Raw genomic sequence first — 17,600 nt, forward strand, 5'->3', positions numbered from 1 at the left:
AAAGTCTAGTAGAAATGAATCTACTAGACTTTTCTTTTATAGTGAACTAAATGCTTATTTCAAATCTGACATCACTTGCTTCTTGGTGAAGGTACGCTCTTGTTTATTGGCGAGTGCCTTGATGCGTGCATCTAAAAGAACAGCACGGCCTTCTGCACTTCGGGTATAGACGAGGTCATACTTGCCTAGGCTCTTTCGGATTTGCGCCACAAAGGCTTGGGCCTCTTCTTTACGTTTGTCAAAGAGGCTTGGTACAGCGAAATATTCAGTCTGGTCGGATACCTTTTCCTGGGCTTTTAGGATGTAACGCTGGTTTTCAATCGGTGCGAAAAATTCGATCATGGTTTGCGAGAAGAGTTCTTTCTCTCGCATGGTTCCGCCTTTCATATAGATCAGCGTGTTAATGGCGTCCTTTCGGTATCGTACGACTTGGATGCGGGTCTCCTGGGTCTGAATCTGCCCAGAAAGGAGCAGGGCTTGGTGAATAGCCTGGCCGAAGACTTCTAACCGTTTATAAGGACTTTTATAGAGATAGTAGCGGAGCCAAGCAAGGAGAGCGAGAACAGCTAGGACGAATAGAAGAATAAGAGAAGCTGTATTCCATCCACCTCTATGTGAATAGTAAATCAGGTTAGAGAAAGCATCGGTCAAAGTAGCAGCCGTCAGCCAGCGTGCCAGCTTTCTAGCATCAAAAAATAGGGCCAGAGGCAGGAAGTGTTTATCCACTTGGACCTCGTTTGCAATCTCCATATTCTCCAGAATCGGAAGAGCTTTTTGCCAGCCATCCCGGAGTTCTTGACGATGGGTAGAGCGCTCTAAGGTCTCTTCATTGAGTTTCTGTAACTGTTTTTTAGTATAGCGGATATTGTCAAAGGCCAGACGCTCGATACCGGATTCGATAAAGGGTTCCTTGTAGTGGAGGCCTAAAAATTGCTTCATCCGTCTTTCCAAGAGCTCCAGATCAGGACTATATTGTTTCAGCTGATCAGTGATGGCTTCGATCTCTTCTTTTTCAAGATCGGACTTTTCATACCATTTCTTTAGGGAAAGATTGATGGAGACCAGATGCCAGATGTTACTGGTCTTGTCTGGATCCTCAGGCCATACTCGGATGGCACGGCCACGCATTTGGTTGCTGAGCATAAAACTGCCGACAAAGCTCGCTAGGATCAGGGAGTTGACACAAGGAGCATCCCAGCCTTCTCCCAGAAGAGACTTGGTTCCAATCACGACTTGGATGAGTCCTTCTTGAAAGAGCTGGGTCACAGCTGTCACCAAATCATGTTGAGAACCTACCAAGCGAACCTTGAGAAAGTCATCAGTAGATAATTGGCCGACACTTTGGTAAGTCAGTCGATCCGCTCCTAGAAGTTCTTCTAATCTTGACTTAGCAACTGTCGGGATGATGACGATGCTGCCTGTCAAGACAGCGATGGCAGGAGGAGTTGCTTGCTCTATGCTTTCCCTGCGAATGGATTCAAAATAGGAGAGAACTCCCAATTGAGTAAATTGGGCGTCCGTATCCCCGAGATGAACTTCAAAATCTTGGCGAATGTAGTCTGTTAGGACCAGTTGGCGCAATTGATTTCCAAGCGCCTGATATTCCGCCTTGAAAATCTCTCGAACTGCATTGAGTTTTCCAAGGGATTGATTGAGCAGAAGGTCTTGTTTTTTGTTGCGGACCAGTTTAACTTGTTTTCGATCGATTAAGCTCGCTGCTTTTAGTTCATGGAGGATTTGCTTCTCGTATTCCTCTGGTAGATTATACCAGTGAGGTACCTGAAAGAGCAGTCCTTGCAGGAGGATTTCAAGCCATTCCATGGTGAAATCAGGAAGTTTTTTAGCTCCTAAAAGGTCCTGGAAACGTTTTGGAAAGGCGATTCCCTTGCTTCGAAGAAAGATCAGGGTAGCAGAGAGATATTGGGGATCATTGAGCAATTCATCATCGCTGATCTGACCCGATAAGGCTTGGCAGTTTTGGAGGTATTGGCAAAAGAGGGGATCAGAAGTCAGTTGTTGCAAAAAAGCATTCTTTTGTTGGCTAAAGGCGTCCAACTGCTCTTGCTCTTCCTTGGTTGGAAAGGCAAAATAGACATAGTCTTGGTGGGGACAAAGGGTCTCTTCCTTGACCAATTCGGGAACCGTAATTTCCTCATCAATCTCCCCACACATGCGGATATAGCGATCCCAAAGGGCAGGGTCTCCTTCATAAGGTGGGGTAGCAGTGAGGGAAATCATCTTTAAATCAGGGAAGGCTTGACAAAAGCCTTCCAAACTCTTCCACCATTCATTGCGCAGGTGGTGACACTCATCTAAACAGAGGGTTCCAAGTGAGATGTTTTTGAAAGTAGTAAAGATATCAAAGCCTTTGAAATCAAAGTTTTCAATCTCTGCCTGGTCATCGGTATCCTCAGCTTGCGATTGACCGACGACTTGGTTCATGGCACTGTGTAGGGCCTGATAGGTAGCCACTGTAATCAGCTTAGGATGTTTGAGGTCCTGAGAGATCAATTGCTCCGCTTGGCTTTCATCTTTCAAGAAGGCTTGGACAATCCGGTCCACCCATTGCTGGCGAATCGTGACCGTAGGTGCCAAGATCAGGGTTGGTTGCCCAAAGCGTCGGATAAATTCAATACCCAAGGTTGTTTTTCCAGAGCCAGGAGCCGCCACCAAATGCAGGTGGCCATCCGCCATAAAAGCGTCACTCTTATCGAGAACGCGTTTTTGATAGTGTCTCCATTGACCTGTAAAGGTTAGTTCTTGTAACATAGGTTTCCTCCCTTGTACTGTCCCCATTATAACATAGCGGAGGACAAGAATCTTTTAGTAGAAGTTGAAGATCTCTACTTTCTAATGAGAATGGCAAACAGGAATCATTCGGACAGAGCGAAAAAGCCCAATCAACGGATTAGGCTTGTTAACGTTAGTCTTTCTTTGTTTTACGAGAGAGACCAAAGGCAGCACCCATGCTAAGAAGACCAAGGCCAATAGTTGTCAAGGCTGTTGAGGCCGTGCTTCCTGTATTTGGAAGGCTTGCTTCTTTTTGAGGAAGAGCCGCTTGTGCGATATAGACTTCTGTTTTCACAGGCTCGTTTTTAGCTGGTGTGAAGACTGTCGGTTTCGCAGGAGTGACAACAGCCGGTTTCTGAGGAGTAGGAGTCGGTGTTGCAGGTGTTTGGATGCTAGGCGTTTGTGGTTTTGCTTTCGCTACGCGGTGAGTTTTTGAAATCAACTCATACTTGTCTGTTTGGACCTTGAAGACACGACCTTTTTGGACGGTTTCAATGACTTTGTTAGCAAATTGAACGTTCAACAAGTCACCGAAATCTTTGCGGATATCCAAGTAAAGACCATTTGTCCCATTAACCAATGGATCAAAGTCTTTTTTGTCACCTTTTTCGCCAACTACGGTCAAAGAAATACCGGCATCTTGAAGGGCCTTCAGTGTTGCTTCTTTTGTTGGGAGGGGATTCTTAAATGGAGTATCCATATCGATTGGCTCGTCTGTAATGACGAAAGCAAAGCGATGGTTGTTTGCTCCAGTTCCCCAGTTGTAATCTGCTGAAGTGGCAATATGGTGTAATGGAACAGTAGTATTTTCATAACTACCACCAGTTTTGATAGTGTTCAGAGCGGCAATAAAGCTTTCTGGATCACTTGTGAACTTAGATCCATCGAAATCATGGTATTTAACCTCTTTAGATCTTTCGTATTCAGCTAATCCTATACGAGCTTGAATTTTCTTGGCAGATAGATTGCGAACAAAGGTCTCGATATTCTTCATTGTATCATTGATGTGAGAATTCATCGAACTTGATTTATCAATGACAAAGACGATGTCTGATGTTCCTTGGACTTCTTTTTTGTTGATGACATCTGCTTCTTTTGTCACTTCGACTACAGTTGTTTTGTTGACGGTTTCTGTTGTTGTTTCAGTGTAGTCAGCTGTTTCTTTGGTTGATGTAGCTGTCTTGGTAGAAGAGACTGGTTTTGAAGTGCCAACAGGTGTGTCTTGATCGGCTAAGCTAGTCGTTTTGATGGTTGCTGTTGAAGTAGTGGTTGTATCCGCACCATCTGTTTTCGTAGCTGGTCCTGTTTTTTGGACATCCACAGCGATAACATCCCCAGTTTTTGCTTTATCAGCAGGCACAACGGGTGTATTGGCTTTGGCGTTGATTTCTTCGGTTGCAGCCGTGATAGGTGATTTTGCTGCTGTAGTAGCTACAGGAGCAGCTTGGGTTGTGCTAGGAGCAACGTCATCAGCAGAAGCGATAGTCGTTCCTGTGAAGACCGTTCCTAAAATAACGGAAGCTAAAGTTAAAGTTTGTTTACGTGAAATAGTATATTTTTTCAAAATACGTCCCCTTTTTAATAAACTTTTATCTATCATACCGGTTTTTAAAAAACTTGTCAACGGTATAATAATCAAGGCTTTTCGAGATATTTTTGTCTCTAGTTATTGATAAAATACCACGTGTTAAAAATATACATAAAAACAAAAAAATATTAAAATGATTAATTAGAGGAAAATAAATCGCTTCTCTATATTGATAGCTTTTGAGTCCATTCTTTAAAGTCAAAGAAATACTAGTTAGTCACTTTATTTATGTTTGGATAGTTAGGCAATCGTTTGGTCTTTCAAATCTTGATTCGTCAGTTTTATCTCCTTCTGTTCTTGATTTAGACCTGGGGAATTTGCTATAATAAGTCAAAGTAAAGTGGAGGTTTCCTTATGGCCAGTGAATATGAAAAAATGATTGCAGGTGACTATTATAGACCTGCAGACCCTGAATTACGGGCGTTGGCAAAAGCCTCTCGGGAGAAGCAAGAGGCCTTTAACCAAGAGGTGGACCCTAAAAAAGGAGCGGCCATCATCAAAGAGTGGTTTGGCTCTACTGGCGACAACCTCTATCTAAATCGTCAGGTTCTTGTGGATTACGGCGTCAACATCCATTTGGGAGAGCATTTCTATGCCAATTACAATTTGACCATGTTGGATATTTGTCCCATTACCATCGGAAAGAATGCCATGATTGGTCCCAATTGCCAATTCTTGACCCCCTTGCACCCACTAGATCCAGATGAGCGCAATTCTGGTCTGGAGTATGGAGCTCCGATTACCATTGGAGACAATTTCTGGGCAGGAGGAGGGGTCACCATCCTGCCTGGCGTGACGCTGGGTGACAATGTGGTCGCTGGTGCTGGTGCAGTCGTGACCAAGTCTTTTGGAGACAATGTGGTCCTTGCAGGAAACCCAGCCCGTGTCATCAAAGAAATACCTATCAAAAAGGAGAAACAATGATCCATAAGCATGACATTCCGATTTTAGAGTTTGATGACAATCCGCAGGCAGTCATTATGCCGACCCATGAGGGGCTTGATGTGCACTTGCCTGAAAAATGCGTTTATGCTTTCTTAGAGGATGAAATTGATCGCTTTGCCAAAGCTGCTGGAGCCAAACAAGTAGCTAGCTTTGTCTCAGCTACCAAGGCTTATCCAGTCTATGTTCTGGAGCACCAAGGGGAGGAAGTCTGCTTGGCACAAGCGCCGGTTGGCTCTGCAGCTGCTTCCCAATTCATGGATTGGTTGATTGGCTATGGGGTGAAGAAGATCATTTCAGCAGGCAGTTGTGGGGTCTTGGTGGATATAGAAGAAAATGCTTTTTTAATCCCGACCAAGGCCTTGCGAGATGAAGGAGCCAGCTACCATTATGTGGCGCCTTCTCGTTATATGGAAGTGGATCGTCAAGCGCTGACCGCCATTGAAACTGTCCTGAAAGGAAAAGAAATTCCTTATCAAGAAGTCATGACCTGGTCGACGGACGGCTTTTATCGAGAAACGCCTGACAAGGTGGCCTATCGCATTGAAGAAGGGTGTCGTGTTGTGGAGATGGAGTGCGCTTCACTTGCAGCAGTAGCCCAGCTTCGTGATGCAGTTTGGGGCTTGCTCCTCTTTACCGCAGATTCACTTGCAGACCTGGAAAATTATGACCAGCGTGACTGGGGATCTGAAGCATTCGAGAAAGCCTTAGAATTGTGCCTAGAGATGGTTCATCACTTGTAGGTCTTTTCACTTTTTATGATACAATGAAGCTATGTTAGTCAAATTATTTTTTAAACAATGGCGGGCCAAACTGACTCGCCTATCTCCAGCAAGGCGGATCTTTCTCAGCTTTGCCTTGGTTATCCTGATGGGCTCGTTCTTACTGAGTTTGCCCTTTGTCCAGCTAGCGAGCTCAAAAGCAGGCTATATCGACCACCTCTTTACAGCGGTCTCCATGGTCTGTGTGACGGGGCTCTTTACCCAGTCGGTGGCTTCGACCTATAATGGTTGGGGGCAATTGATCTGTATGCTCCTGATCCAGATCGGAGGACTAGGGATTTTGACCTTTATCGGTCTCTTCTTTATGGAAGGTCGCCAAAAACTTAGTTACAAGGACCGGCAGACCATTCGGGACAGTTTTAGTTTTAGCAATAACCAGAGCTTGGCCCGTTTTGTCCGCTCCATCTTTATTACCACCTTTACCATCGAAGGACTGGGGGCCTTGCTCCTCATGATCCGCTTTATCCCTCGCTTTGGCTGGGGGCATGGGATCTTTAACTCCATCTTTGTTGCGGTCTCGGCCTTTTGTAATGCAGGTTTTGATAATTTTGGGGGCGATAGTATGATGAGCTTCCAGACGGATTGGTTGGTCAACCTGACCTTATCTGCCCTTATTATTACTGGGGGCTTGGGCTTTATGGTCTGGTTTGACCTAGCCACCAAGGCCCGAAATCAATCGGGACGGCGAACTCTTCGCTTCCATACCAAGGTGGTTCTCTGGTTAACAGCTGCGATCCTCCTCTTTGGGACAGTGACTAGTCTTTTGACAGAGTTTAATAATCCAGCAACGATTGGGTCCCTTCCATTAGGAGAGAAGATCTTGGTCAGCTTCTTCCAAACTGTCAGTATGCGGACGGCTGGTTTTGCCTCGTTGGATTATACAGCAGTCCGGCCTGTAACGCTCTTTGTCTATATCCTCCAGATGTTTCTAGGTGGGGCACCAGGTGGGACAGCAGGGGGGATGAAGATCACGACCTTCTTGGTGCTGATTCTCATAGCGCGCAAAGAGTTGCTCGGCTTGCCACATACCAACCTGGGTAAGCGCACCATCGCACCAGACTTGGTCCAACGCTCTTTGGGGACGGCAGTGATTTTCCAGTTGACTTTTCTCCTTGGACTCTTTGGTCTTTGTCTCGTGACTCCGGATGGTCAACGCTTTTTGTACCTGGTTTTTGAGGTAGTATCGGCTCTAGCGACAGTAGGCGTGACAGCCAATGTGACCTCGACCTTAAATGGAGCAGGGCTGGGAATCATCATGGTGCTTATGTTTATCGGTCGGATCGGCCCCTTGACCCTCATGGTTAGCTTGAACAATTACCAAGCCAAGAAAGCAGATACCTTGCAGTATGCCAAGGCAGACATCATTATCGGATAGGAGAAACTCATGGCGAATCGAACCATTGGAATTTTAGGATTAGGAATTTTTGGACAGAGTGTCCTGAAAACTCTGCAAGACCAGGATGTGGATATTATTGCGATTGATGATCACGCAGATGTGATCAACCAATATGAATCCATGATTACGACTGGAATTGTCGGGGATATTACAGACTTAGACCTCTTGGACGCGGCAGATATTGGGAACTGTGACACAGTCGTGATCGCGACGGGTGAAAACCTGGAGTCCAGTGTGCTGGCTGTCATGCACTGTAAGGCGCTTGGAGTCGAGCATGTCATCGCCAAGGTCAAAAATGAAGTGACCAAGGAAGTCCTTGAGAAAATTGGTGCTGATTTGGTCATCCTACCAGAGGTGGAAGCGGGAATGTCCCTAGCCAAGATGATCCTCTTCCAGCACGGGATTGAAGTCTTCCAGTTGGATGAAGCAGTGGTGGTGGTCGAGTTTACGGTTCCAGCTGGCTGGGTAGGAAAAAGTATCCGAGATTTGGAAATCCGAGACCAATATCAACTCAATATTATTGGCTATAGAGATGCGGAAGACCAGCCCCTGCGGAGCCAGCTGGGCCCAGATTTTGTTTGGCCAGAAGGGGTGCGCGTGATGGCAGTGACTGATAATCAGTATCTGGATAGAATCCAAGACCTGTTAGACTAATCGTGTAATTGAGAGTGGGACAGAAATCGGTCATTCGTTAGAATTCGATTTCGTCGTCCCACCTCCGCACAGTTGAGTAGGGCTGTAAAAGCTGATGAAATCAGCCTAGTAAAGCCCACTCAACCACTGCGTCTTGCTCAACAATCCAAAGACAAGAAGAGGCTAGGACTTTTGTCCCAGTTTCAGAATGTTGATAACCTATTTTTTAACTAAAATAGGTGAAATGATTCTGCAGAAAAATGATTTTTAATTTTTCCTCCGCAGACGTCCTCTGTATCTTAATTAGTCATGGAACTTCCTGGATTGCTGAAATCATCCACTGGATAATTTCACCTAACGTCCGTCTTCAAGGTCGTCAAGAATCTCTTGCCATTTTTCCTCATGCATGCCTTGGCAGATATGTTTGGATCGAGTCTCATGTATCTCTTGATCCATTGGGGAAGTTGATCTTATAAAATTTTAGGAAAGGCTCTGCCAGGTGTTGACAGGCCTTTTTTTGAGTGCTATAGTAAAATCGTAAACGCTTACACAGCAAGACAAAGCAGATAAAAAGCGGGCAGTCAGATGTCCCATAAAAGCGGAGGAAAGACAAATGGCAGGATCAGTGATACAGGGAGAGAACTACCGAATCTCCGTATTAACGGAATCTTTGGTGCGCTTGGAATATTCTGAGAATGGTATTTTTGAAGATGGACAGACGCAAGTTGTGCAAGATCGAGATTTTGGACCAGTTTCTTATGAGATCACAGAGACCGAAGAGGTCCTCGAGCTGCATACGGAGCATCTCCACCTTCATTTTGAAAAGGGACCTTTTGCACCGGATCGGCTTTTTATCGAACTCAAGGGTCAGTATGCAGTCTATGGTAGTCGGTGGCACTATGGAGATCAGCCTGAGACCTTGAAAGGGACCAGTCGGACGCTTGACGAGATCGATGGAGCTATGGAGTTGGAAGATGGGATCTTGAGCAAGGCAGGTTATGCTCTTTTGGACGATTCCAGTTCCTACTTGTATGATGTCGAAAGCGGATTTAGAGCACGGCCATGTCCAGAAGTGGATCTGTATTTCTTCGGTTATGGGCGCGATTATCTAGAGGCCTTGAAAGCTTTTTACCATCTGACGGGACAACCCCCCCTCTTGCCACGTTATGCTCTGGGAAACTGGTGGAGTCGGTATTGGCCTTATACCAGTCAGGAGTACACAGATTTGATGGATCGTTTCAAGGCTGAAGGGGTGCCTTTAGCTGTCAGTGTGATCGATATGGACTGGCACAAGACAGCTATTCCTGCTCGCTTTGGAAGTGGTTGGACGGGCTATAGTTGGAACCGGGACTTAATTCCTGATCCAGCTGCCTTCTTACATGGTCTGCATGAGCGTGGTTTAAAAGTGACCTTAAATGTCCATCCAGCAGATGGCATTCGCGCCTTCGAGGATGCTTACCCCATGGTCGCAAAACGCTTGGGATTAGATGCGGAAAAAGAAGAAGCGGCTAGCTTTGACTTTTACAGTCCAGCTTTTCGCGAAGCTTATTTCGAAGATGTCCACCATCCCTTGGAAAATCAAGGAGTCGACTTTTGGTGGATTGATTGGCAACAGGGAAGTCATGGCAAGATGGATCCCCTTTGGTTGTTAAATCACTATCATTATCTAGACAATTGCCGAAAAGGCCAAGCTGGTCTCATCTTATCGCGTTATGGAGGTCCTGGAAGCCACCGGTATCCGATCGGTTTTTCAGGGGATACCATTGTGACTTGGGAATCCCTAGCCTTTCAACCCTATTTTACCAGCACAGCTTCAAATATCGGTTATACGTGGTGGAGTCACGATATTGGTGGCCATATGCGGGGTTACTATGATGAAGACTTGGCTCTTCGCTGGTTGCAATTTGGGGTCTTTAGTCCGATCAATCGTCTCCATAGTTCTTGTAATGCCTTTAACAGTAAGGAACCGTGGTTTTACTCGTCTGAGACCTGTCGCTTGATGAAGCAGTATTTGCGCCTGCGTCACAGCTTACTGCCTTATCTTTACACCATGAATGTGGCGACGCATGAAGAAGGACTGCCTTTGGTTCAGCCCCTCTATTACCATTACCCAAACGAAGAAGAGGCTTATGAGGCGAAGAATCAATATTTCTTTGGTAGTGAACTCATGGTAGCCCCAATTACAGAGGCTCTGGATCCTGTCTATCATAGTGCTTCTGTGAGTGTTTGGTTCCCAGACGGAGTTTGGTATGATTTCTTCCATGATTGGAAGTACGAAGGAAAAGGCAAGCTTACAGTCTTTAGAGCAAGCCAGGATATTCCGGTTTTTGCGCGTGCAGGAGCCATCATCCCTATGGATGCACAACCGCAGACAGGGGTAGAGCTCCCGGAAATGCTGGACTGGCATCTTTTCCCAGGTGACAATTGTTCCTTCGTACTCGTTGAAGGTGAAGGAGATAACAGGGTTGAAACCCGCCTAACTGTTAATTGGGATGAAAGAAAGATTAGGCTGGATTTAACAGGTGATATAGCCTTGCTTCCTGAAAAGAGACAGCATCATTTCTTCCTCCATACCTTAGAGACAGCCCCTATCTTAGTGGACAATCACAGTCAGGAGATTGCGATGGGAGAGTTGCAATCGCGTCCTACTGCAAAAGAAGATCGGATGTTTGAGCTCTTGAAATCTGCCAATCTGGCCTACGATAGGAAGAATGAATTATTTGCGGCTTGTTCAACAGCCAAGGATTGGAAACAGTTGATGAAGATTATTACGACTTTAGAGGAAGGTTTGCGTCAACGTCTCTTTGAAGTGATTTATTCCAGTGAAGAGAATGAAGACTTGTAAATTCTTGCAATTTCACCCCTATTTTTGTATGATGAAAGTGATTTCACAATCATAAAGGAGAAGAAGAAATGGAACAAAAATGGTGGCATAATGCCGTAATTTACCAAGTTTATCCAAAGAGTTTCAAGGATAGTAATGGCGATGGCATCGGGGATCTCAAGGGGATCACGAGCAAGCTAGACTACTTGGAAAAATTAGGGATTACAGCGATCTGGCTCTCACCAGTCTACAAGAGTCCCATGGATGATAACGGCTATGACATCTCGGATTACGAGGATATTGCCTCCATCTTTGGTAGCATGGAAGATATGGAAGAATTGATCGCAGAAGGCCATAAACGCAAGATCAAAATCATTATGGACTTGGTGGTCAACCATACCTCTGATGAGCATGCTTGGTTTATCGAAGCACGTGAAAATCCAGATAGTCCAAAGCGGGATTTCTATATTTGGCGCGATGAGCCCAATGGCATTATTTCTGCTTTTAGTGGTTCTGCTTGGGAATTCGATGAGGCCTCTGGTCAATACTATCTGCATAACTTTAGTAAGAAGCAACCAGACCTCAACTGGGAAAACGAGGAGCTTCGTCATCAGATTTATGACATGATGAATTTCTGGATTGACAAGGGAATTGGTGGCTTCCGTATGGATGTCATCGATATGATCGGCAAGATCCCAGATCAGGAAATCATCAGCAATGGTCCTATGCTCCACCCTTATTTGAAGGAAATGAATCAAGCTACCTTTGGCGATAAGGATCTGCTCACCGTGGGAGAAACTTGGGGAGCGACTCCAGAGATTGCTAAGCAATATTCCAATCCAAAAAATCAAGAATTGTCCATGGTTTTCCAATTTGAACACATTGGTCTTCAATACCAACCGGGTCAACCAAAATGGCACTACGCTAAAGAATTGGATGTGCCAAAATTGAAAGAAATTTTCACCAAGTGGCAGACGGAATTAGGAAAAGACGAAGGCTGGAATTCCCTCTTTTGGAACAACCACGATCTCCCACGGATTGTGTCAACTTGGGGGGATGATGGCGACTACCGTGTCAAATCTGCCAAGGCTTTAGCGATTCTGCTTCACTTGATGAAGGGGACTCCGTATATCTATCAAGGGGAAGAAATCGGGATGACCAATTATCCATTTAAGAGCCTTGAGGACGTAGAAGATATCGAGTCAATCAACTATGCCCACGAAGCCTTAGAAAAAGGAGTGCCACTTGAAGTGATCATGGATCAAATCCGCCATATTGGTCGGGACAATGCACGGACACCGATGCAGTGGAATCATAAAGCGGAAGCTGGCTTTACGACAGGTCGTCCATGGCTTGCTGTCAATCCAAATTACAAAGAAATCAATGTAGAGGCTGCCCTGACAGATCCAGACTCCATTTTCTATACCTACCAAGCTCTCATAGCCTTGCGAAAAGAGCATCCTTGGCTTGTGACGGCTGATTATGAATTGGTGGACGCAGTAGACAAGGTCTTTGCTTATAAGCGGGTAGAAGGAGAGCAAGTCTACCTCGTCGTTGTCAATCTCTCAAGTCAAGAGCAAGACTTACCGCTTGTCAATGGAGTTGAAGAGGTTCTCATTGCCAATACCAAGGTGGAGCAAGTCCTCGAATCGGGCAAGTTAGCCCCTTGGGATGCTTTCTGTGTCAAATTAGCCTAAGTAGAAGCAGGTCTTTCTCAGTAGAGAAGGACTGTCAGATTGAGGACGAAGTCATCTAAAAAACTTTCCTTAGGTGAGTACGGACGTCAGCGAACTTCAAAGAAGTTCCATGACTTAGTTTTGAGCCTAAGGTCTCAAAACTCCCGAGTGCTAGAAATAAAAGTGTTTCTAGCACTTTTCTCACGGCGGAAAGTTTCAGTAGATGATAGAATCATTCTGACGAATACATTTTTTATAGAATTTCTTAGATTTGTAAACAAGAGCAGTTTGTTTATGCTTGCACAGGTCTTTCTCGATAGAGAAGGCCTGCTTTACTTTTTAGGGGCTGTTCTTCTAGTGCAATCCGCTCAAAATCCGCTCAAAATCCGCTCAAAAATGATATAATGAGGTGTTAGAAAAAAGGAACTGAGAAAAATATGAAACCAAATTATCAGATTACAGAAAAAATATTAAGCTTGGTCCAGCAAATATCTGAGCGAACTACTTTATTATCTATTGAAAAAAGGGAGCTTCACCTTCGGAAAGAAAATCGAATTCGTTCGATTCAATCTTCGCTGGCAATTGAAAATAATAGTTTATCCCTCGAGCAGGTGACAGATATTATTGAAGGGAGAAGGGTGTTAGGGCCTCTAAAAGATATACATGAAGTTCAAAATGCTTATGAGGCTTATGAGCATGTATTTGAATTAGATCCCTATCTTGTTGGAGATTTTCTGATGGCCCATCGACTTCTGACAAAAGATCTTGTAAAACACCCGGGGCAGTTCAGATTGGGAGATATCGGTGTATATGATTCTTTGGGGCAGGTTGTTCATATTGGAGCACGTCCACAATATGTTCCAAAGCTGGTTCAAGACTTATTTTCTTGGGCGAAAGATAGCCAAATACCTGCAATCGTAAAATCCTGTATCGTTCATTTTGAACTGGAAATCATACATCCTTTTGAGGATGGAAACGGGCGGATGGGACGTTTATGGCAAAGCTTAATCTTAAGTAAGTGGAATCCAATTTTTGAATGGTTGCCAGTAGAGTCAGTCATTTATCAACATCAACAGGGCTATTATGATGCTTTAACCATAAGTAACGAGGCCAACGATTCAACATTTTTTACGGAGTTTATGTTGGAGGTCATATTAGAAACTCTAGAGGAATATGGCAGAGACACCAGACAGGGAATATCTAAACGCTGGGATTCAATATTAAAACCGAAAGAACAAATGATCCTTGAGACGATATACGCCTATTTAGAGGTTTATGGTCAAATAAACAACTTCAAAACACAGGAATTGACTGGATTCAGTCAAGCAACCGTTAGAAGATATCTTAAGCGTTTTGTTGAACTAGATATTCTACAAATAAGTGGGACAACCAGAGATCGCTCTTATCAATTGAAGGGATAGATGAAAGTTAAAAAATAACACCTGCCTCTCTTGGAGGCAGGTTTTTGTTTGGAGTAAATCCGCTCAAAAATGGTTCGGTGATGCATGGGCTATAGGAAATATTTATAAGTGGTCCTAGTTTTTGCTTTTGATCTCTGGTCCCAAGACCTATTAAATCTGCGTTATAGTTTTTACCTATATCAAAATTCGTGTAAAAGCAATTATACAAGACGGCTATCTTCTGATATGATAGTGTCAATTAGAATTTTTGGAGGACACAACATGTCAACTACAATTATCGGTTTCCCACGTTTGGGTGAATTCCGTGAATTAAAATTTACAACTGAAAAATACTTTAGAAAAGAAATCTCAGCAGACGAGCTCTTGGCAGCCGCCAAAGACTTGCGTGCAAAACACTGGAACATTGTCAAAGAGCAAGGCATCTCAGAGATTCCTTCAAATGACTTCTCACATTACGACAATTTCCTTGATACAGCCTTCCTTTTCAACGTCGTGCCAGCATCTGTTCAAAACTTGGATTTGACAGACCTTGAACAATACTTTGCTTTGGCGCGTGGTTACCAAGGTGAAAAAGGGGATGTGCGTGCCCTTCCAATGAAGAAATGGTTCAACACGAACTACCATTACATTGTTCCAAAATTTGAAAAAACAACAGAAGTGAAATTGGCTGGTCACAAGATTTTTGATGAGTACCAAGAAGCAAAAGAATTGGGTATCAACACTCGTCCAGTTGTTGTTGGGCCATTCACTTTCCTTCAATTATCTGACTTTGAAGATGGTGTAAAAGCTGAAGACTTCGTCGACAGCTTGGTTGCTGCTTACCAAGAAGTCTTTGCCAAATTGGCAGAGCTTGGTGCTACTCGTATTCAACTCGATGAGCCAGCTCTTGTCAAAGATTTGTCAGCTGAAGAAAAAGCCCTCTTCTTGAACCTCTACAACAAACTCTTGGCGGACAAGAAAGGCCTTGAAGTCTTGATCCAAACTTACTTTGGTGATGTTCGTGATGTCTACAATGACCTCGTGAACTTGCCAGTAGATGGTATTGGTCTTGACTTTGTTGAAGGGAAGAAAACACTTGAACTCGTTAAAGGTGGATTCCCAGCTGACAAGACTCTCTATGCTGGTATTGTGAATGGTAAAAATATCTGGCGTAATAACTATGAAAAGAGCTTGGAAATCTTGGATCAAGTTCCAGCTGAAAAGGTTGTCTTGACAACTTCATGTTCTCTTCTTCATGTGCCATTTACAACAGCTAATGAAGATTTTGAGCCAGCAATCTTGAACCACTTTGCCTTTGCGGTTGAAAAATTGGGTGAATTGCGTGATTTGGATGCTATCCGCAACGGTCAAGGCGCAGAAGCTCTTGCTGCCAACAAAGAACTCTTTGCGACAGAACGTGTCGGAGCAAATGCGGAACTTCATGCTCGCATCGCAGCGTTGACAGAAGCAGACTACACTCGTTTGCCAGCCTTCGCAGAACGGGAAGAAATCCAAAAAGAAGCCTTCAAGCTTCCTGCTCTTCCAACAACAACCATCGGTTCCTTCCCTCAAACGAAAGAAGTACGTGCCAAACGTTTGGCTTTCCGTAAGGGTGAATTGTCACAAGAAGAATACGATGCCTTCCTTGCTAAAACGATCGACGAATGGATCAAATGGCAAGAAGAAGTTGGATTTGACGTGCTGGTACACGGTGAGTTTGAACGGAACGACATGGTGGAGTACTTCGGTCAAAACTTGTCTGGTTACCTCTTCTCTAAAAACGGTTGGGTACAATCATACGGTATGCGTGGAGTGAAACCACCAATCATCTGGGGAGATGTCACTCGTCTCAACCCTATCACTGTGAAATGGTCTAGCTACGCACAAAGTCGTACAAACAAACCTGTTAAGGGGATGTTGACTGGACCGGTTACCATCCTTAACTGGTCATTCCCACGTGAAGACATCTCTATCAAGGATTCTACTCTTCAGATCGCTCTTGCCATCAAGGATGAAGTACTTGACCTTGAAGCGGCAGGTGTGAAAATCATCCAAATCGATGAAGCCGCACTTCGTGAAAAATTGCCACTCCGTCGCAGTGACTGGTACGAAGATTACCTTGACTGGGCGATTCCAGCCTTCCGTTTGGTACACTCAACAGTAGCACCAGACACACAAATCCACACGCACATGTGTTACTCAGAATTTACAGATATCATCCCAGCTATCGATAACTTGGATGCGGACGTTATCTCATTTGAAGCGAGCCGTTCAAACCTTGAAATCTTGGATGAGTTGAAAGCCAAAAACTTCCAAACAGAAGTTGGACCTGGGGTTTACGATATCCACTCACCACGTGTCCCACAAGACGGTGAAATTGATCACACAATTGAAGCAATCTTGGCCAAAGTACCAAGTGGCAAAGTTTGGATCAACCCTGACTGTGGTTTGAAGACTCGTGGAATTAAAGAAACAAAAGAAAGCTTGATCAAACTAGTTAATGCTGCTAAAGAAGCGCGTGAACACTTGTAAGAAATGTTTCGAGGACCTTCTATCATCGTGTAGAGGGTTTTCGACTCATCCCTTATCCTAGAAATAGTGGCTCAGAGTTCTTGATCAACGAAACAAAAGAAAAGGATAGAATATGTCACAACACACACCGTCTCTGTCATTTGAAGTTTTTCCTCCAAATCCTGAAGTAGGCAATGCCAAGCTCTTACGTGCCTTGGCAAATATGCAGGAGCTAGCCCCTCACTTCATTAGTGTGACCGCTAGCAATAATAAATACAATATTAAAGAGACGACGGTTGCTTTAGCCAATTACATTCAAAATGAATTGTCTATTCCGACAATTGCTCACTTGCCAGCAGTCTATTTGAGCAAGGAAAAAGTGGCTGATACTCTTCAGGAGTTAGATGAAGTCGGGGTGCATCGGATCTTGGCTCTGCGTGGGGATATTATCCCTGGTGTAGAACCTTTAAAAGACTTTCGCTATGCAACGGACCTGATTGAATTTATCAAAACAGAAGCTCCCCATTTTGAGGTAATTGGTGCTTGCTATCCTGAGGGACATCCGGATTCGCCCAACCAAATTTCAGATATTCAAAATCTTAAAAAGAAGGTAGATGCAGGGTGCTCTAGCTTGGTCACTCAACTTTTCTTTGACAATGAGCGTTTCTATGATTTTCAAGATAAGTGTACTTTAGCCGGGATCAATGTTCCTATTCATGCAGGAGTGATGCCGATTCTTAACAGAAACCAAGCCCTTCGTCTCCTCAAAACTTGTGAAAATGTTCATATCCCACGGAAGTTTAAAGCGATTTTAGACAAGTATGAGCATGATCCAGAATCCCTTCGCGCAGCTGGCTTGGCTTATGCAGTCGATCAAATCGTTGATTTGGTTACTCAAGATGTGGCAGGTGTCCATCTTTACACCATGAACAATGAAGATGTCGCTTACCACGTCTACCAAGCAACAAAGGCTTTATTTGATCATCAACCGAATTTTGAAGTGAGTTAATCAACACTTTTAGTAGGAAGTGTAGAGATTGAGAAAGAATAGTTCTTAA

Annotated in this window: 11 protein-coding genes and 1 pseudogene; 10 read left to right on the plus strand and 2 right to left on the minus strand. The window is 44.2% G+C overall.

Annotated elements, in window-relative coordinates:
• Positions 1 to 54: 54 nt before the first annotated feature.
• Together JX304_RS08875 and JX304_RS08880 are read right to left on the minus strand one after the other, a co-directional pair.
• On the minus strand, positions 55 to 2,769 hold the full coding sequence (locus JX304_RS08875) for a DEAD/DEAH box helicase family protein (protein ID WP_205012175.1): 2,715 nt from the start codon (positions 2,767 to 2,769) through the stop codon (positions 55 to 57).
• Between the two features lie 154 nt (positions 2,770 to 2,923).
• Entirely contained in the window at positions 2,924 to 4,354 is a 1,431-nt protein-coding gene (locus JX304_RS08880; RefSeq protein WP_239649428.1) for a VWA domain-containing protein, read from the minus strand.
• A 378-nt stretch (positions 4,355 to 4,732) separates the two neighbouring features.
• Between JX304_RS08880 and JX304_RS08885 the strand changes: the two genes are divergently transcribed.
• The 10 genes and pseudogenes from JX304_RS08885 to metF all read left to right on the plus strand — a co-directional run bounded on the left by JX304_RS08885 (position 4,733) and on the right by metF (position 17,551).
• Positions 4,733 to 5,302 carry a sugar O-acetyltransferase gene (locus tag JX304_RS08885; RefSeq protein ID WP_205012179.1) on the plus strand — a complete coding sequence of 190 codons (570 nt, stop codon included), beginning with the start codon at positions 4,733 to 4,735 and terminating at the stop codon, positions 5,300 to 5,302.
• Complete coding sequence (locus tag JX304_RS08890; protein ID WP_205012181.1) at positions 5,299 to 6,063, plus strand: nucleoside phosphorylase; 765 nt, start codon at positions 5,299 to 5,301, stop codon at positions 6,061 to 6,063. Before JX304_RS08885 ends, JX304_RS08890 begins: the two co-directional genes overlap by 4 nt.
• Positions 6,064 to 6,094: 31 nt before the next feature.
• On the plus strand, positions 6,095 to 7,477 hold the full coding sequence (locus JX304_RS08895) for a TrkH family potassium uptake protein (RefSeq protein WP_205012184.1): 1,383 nt from the start codon (positions 6,095 to 6,097) through the stop codon (positions 7,475 to 7,477).
• A gap of 9 nt (positions 7,478 to 7,486) precedes the next feature.
• Positions 7,487 to 8,152 (plus strand): potassium channel family protein, encoded by a 666-nt coding sequence (locus JX304_RS08900; protein ID WP_205012186.1) that lies wholly within the window; start codon positions 7,487 to 7,489, stop codon positions 8,150 to 8,152.
• Between the two features lie 351 nt (positions 8,153 to 8,503).
• Positions 8,504 to 8,599: pseudogene (locus JX304_RS10830) on the plus strand (CPBP family intramembrane glutamate endopeptidase); the annotation flags it as partial.
• A 145-nt stretch (positions 8,600 to 8,744) separates the two neighbouring features.
• The gene (locus tag JX304_RS08905) at positions 8,745 to 10,976 is read left to right on the plus strand and encodes a glycoside hydrolase family 31 protein (RefSeq protein ID WP_205012188.1); all 2,232 of its coding nucleotides are present in this window, start codon (positions 8,745 to 8,747) and stop codon (positions 10,974 to 10,976) included.
• A gap of 68 nt (positions 10,977 to 11,044) precedes the next feature.
• Positions 11,045 to 12,652 carry an alpha-glucosidase gene (locus JX304_RS08910; protein ID WP_205012190.1) on the plus strand — a complete coding sequence of 536 codons (1,608 nt, stop codon included), beginning with the start codon at positions 11,045 to 11,047 and terminating at the stop codon, positions 12,650 to 12,652.
• Between the two features lie 416 nt (positions 12,653 to 13,068).
• A complete protein-coding gene (locus JX304_RS08915) occupies positions 13,069 to 14,052 on the plus strand; it encodes a Fic family protein (RefSeq protein WP_205012192.1) in 984 nt (327 codons plus the stop codon).
• 261 nt (positions 14,053 to 14,313) lie between these two features.
• On the plus strand, positions 14,314 to 16,563 hold the full coding sequence (gene metE, locus JX304_RS08920) for a 5-methyltetrahydropteroyltriglutamate--homocysteine S-methyltransferase (RefSeq protein ID WP_205012194.1): 2,250 nt from the start codon (positions 14,314 to 14,316) through the stop codon (positions 16,561 to 16,563).
• A gap of 112 nt (positions 16,564 to 16,675) precedes the next feature.
• On the plus strand, positions 16,676 to 17,551 hold the full coding sequence (gene metF / locus JX304_RS08925; protein WP_205012196.1) for a methylenetetrahydrofolate reductase [NAD(P)H]: 876 nt from the start codon (positions 16,676 to 16,678) through the stop codon (positions 17,549 to 17,551).
• Positions 17,552 to 17,600 lie beyond the last annotated feature (49 nt).

This window comes from Streptococcus parasanguinis, assembly GCF_901875555.1.
GTDB lineage: Bacteria > Bacillota > Bacilli > Lactobacillales > Streptococcaceae > Streptococcus > Streptococcus parasanguinis_H.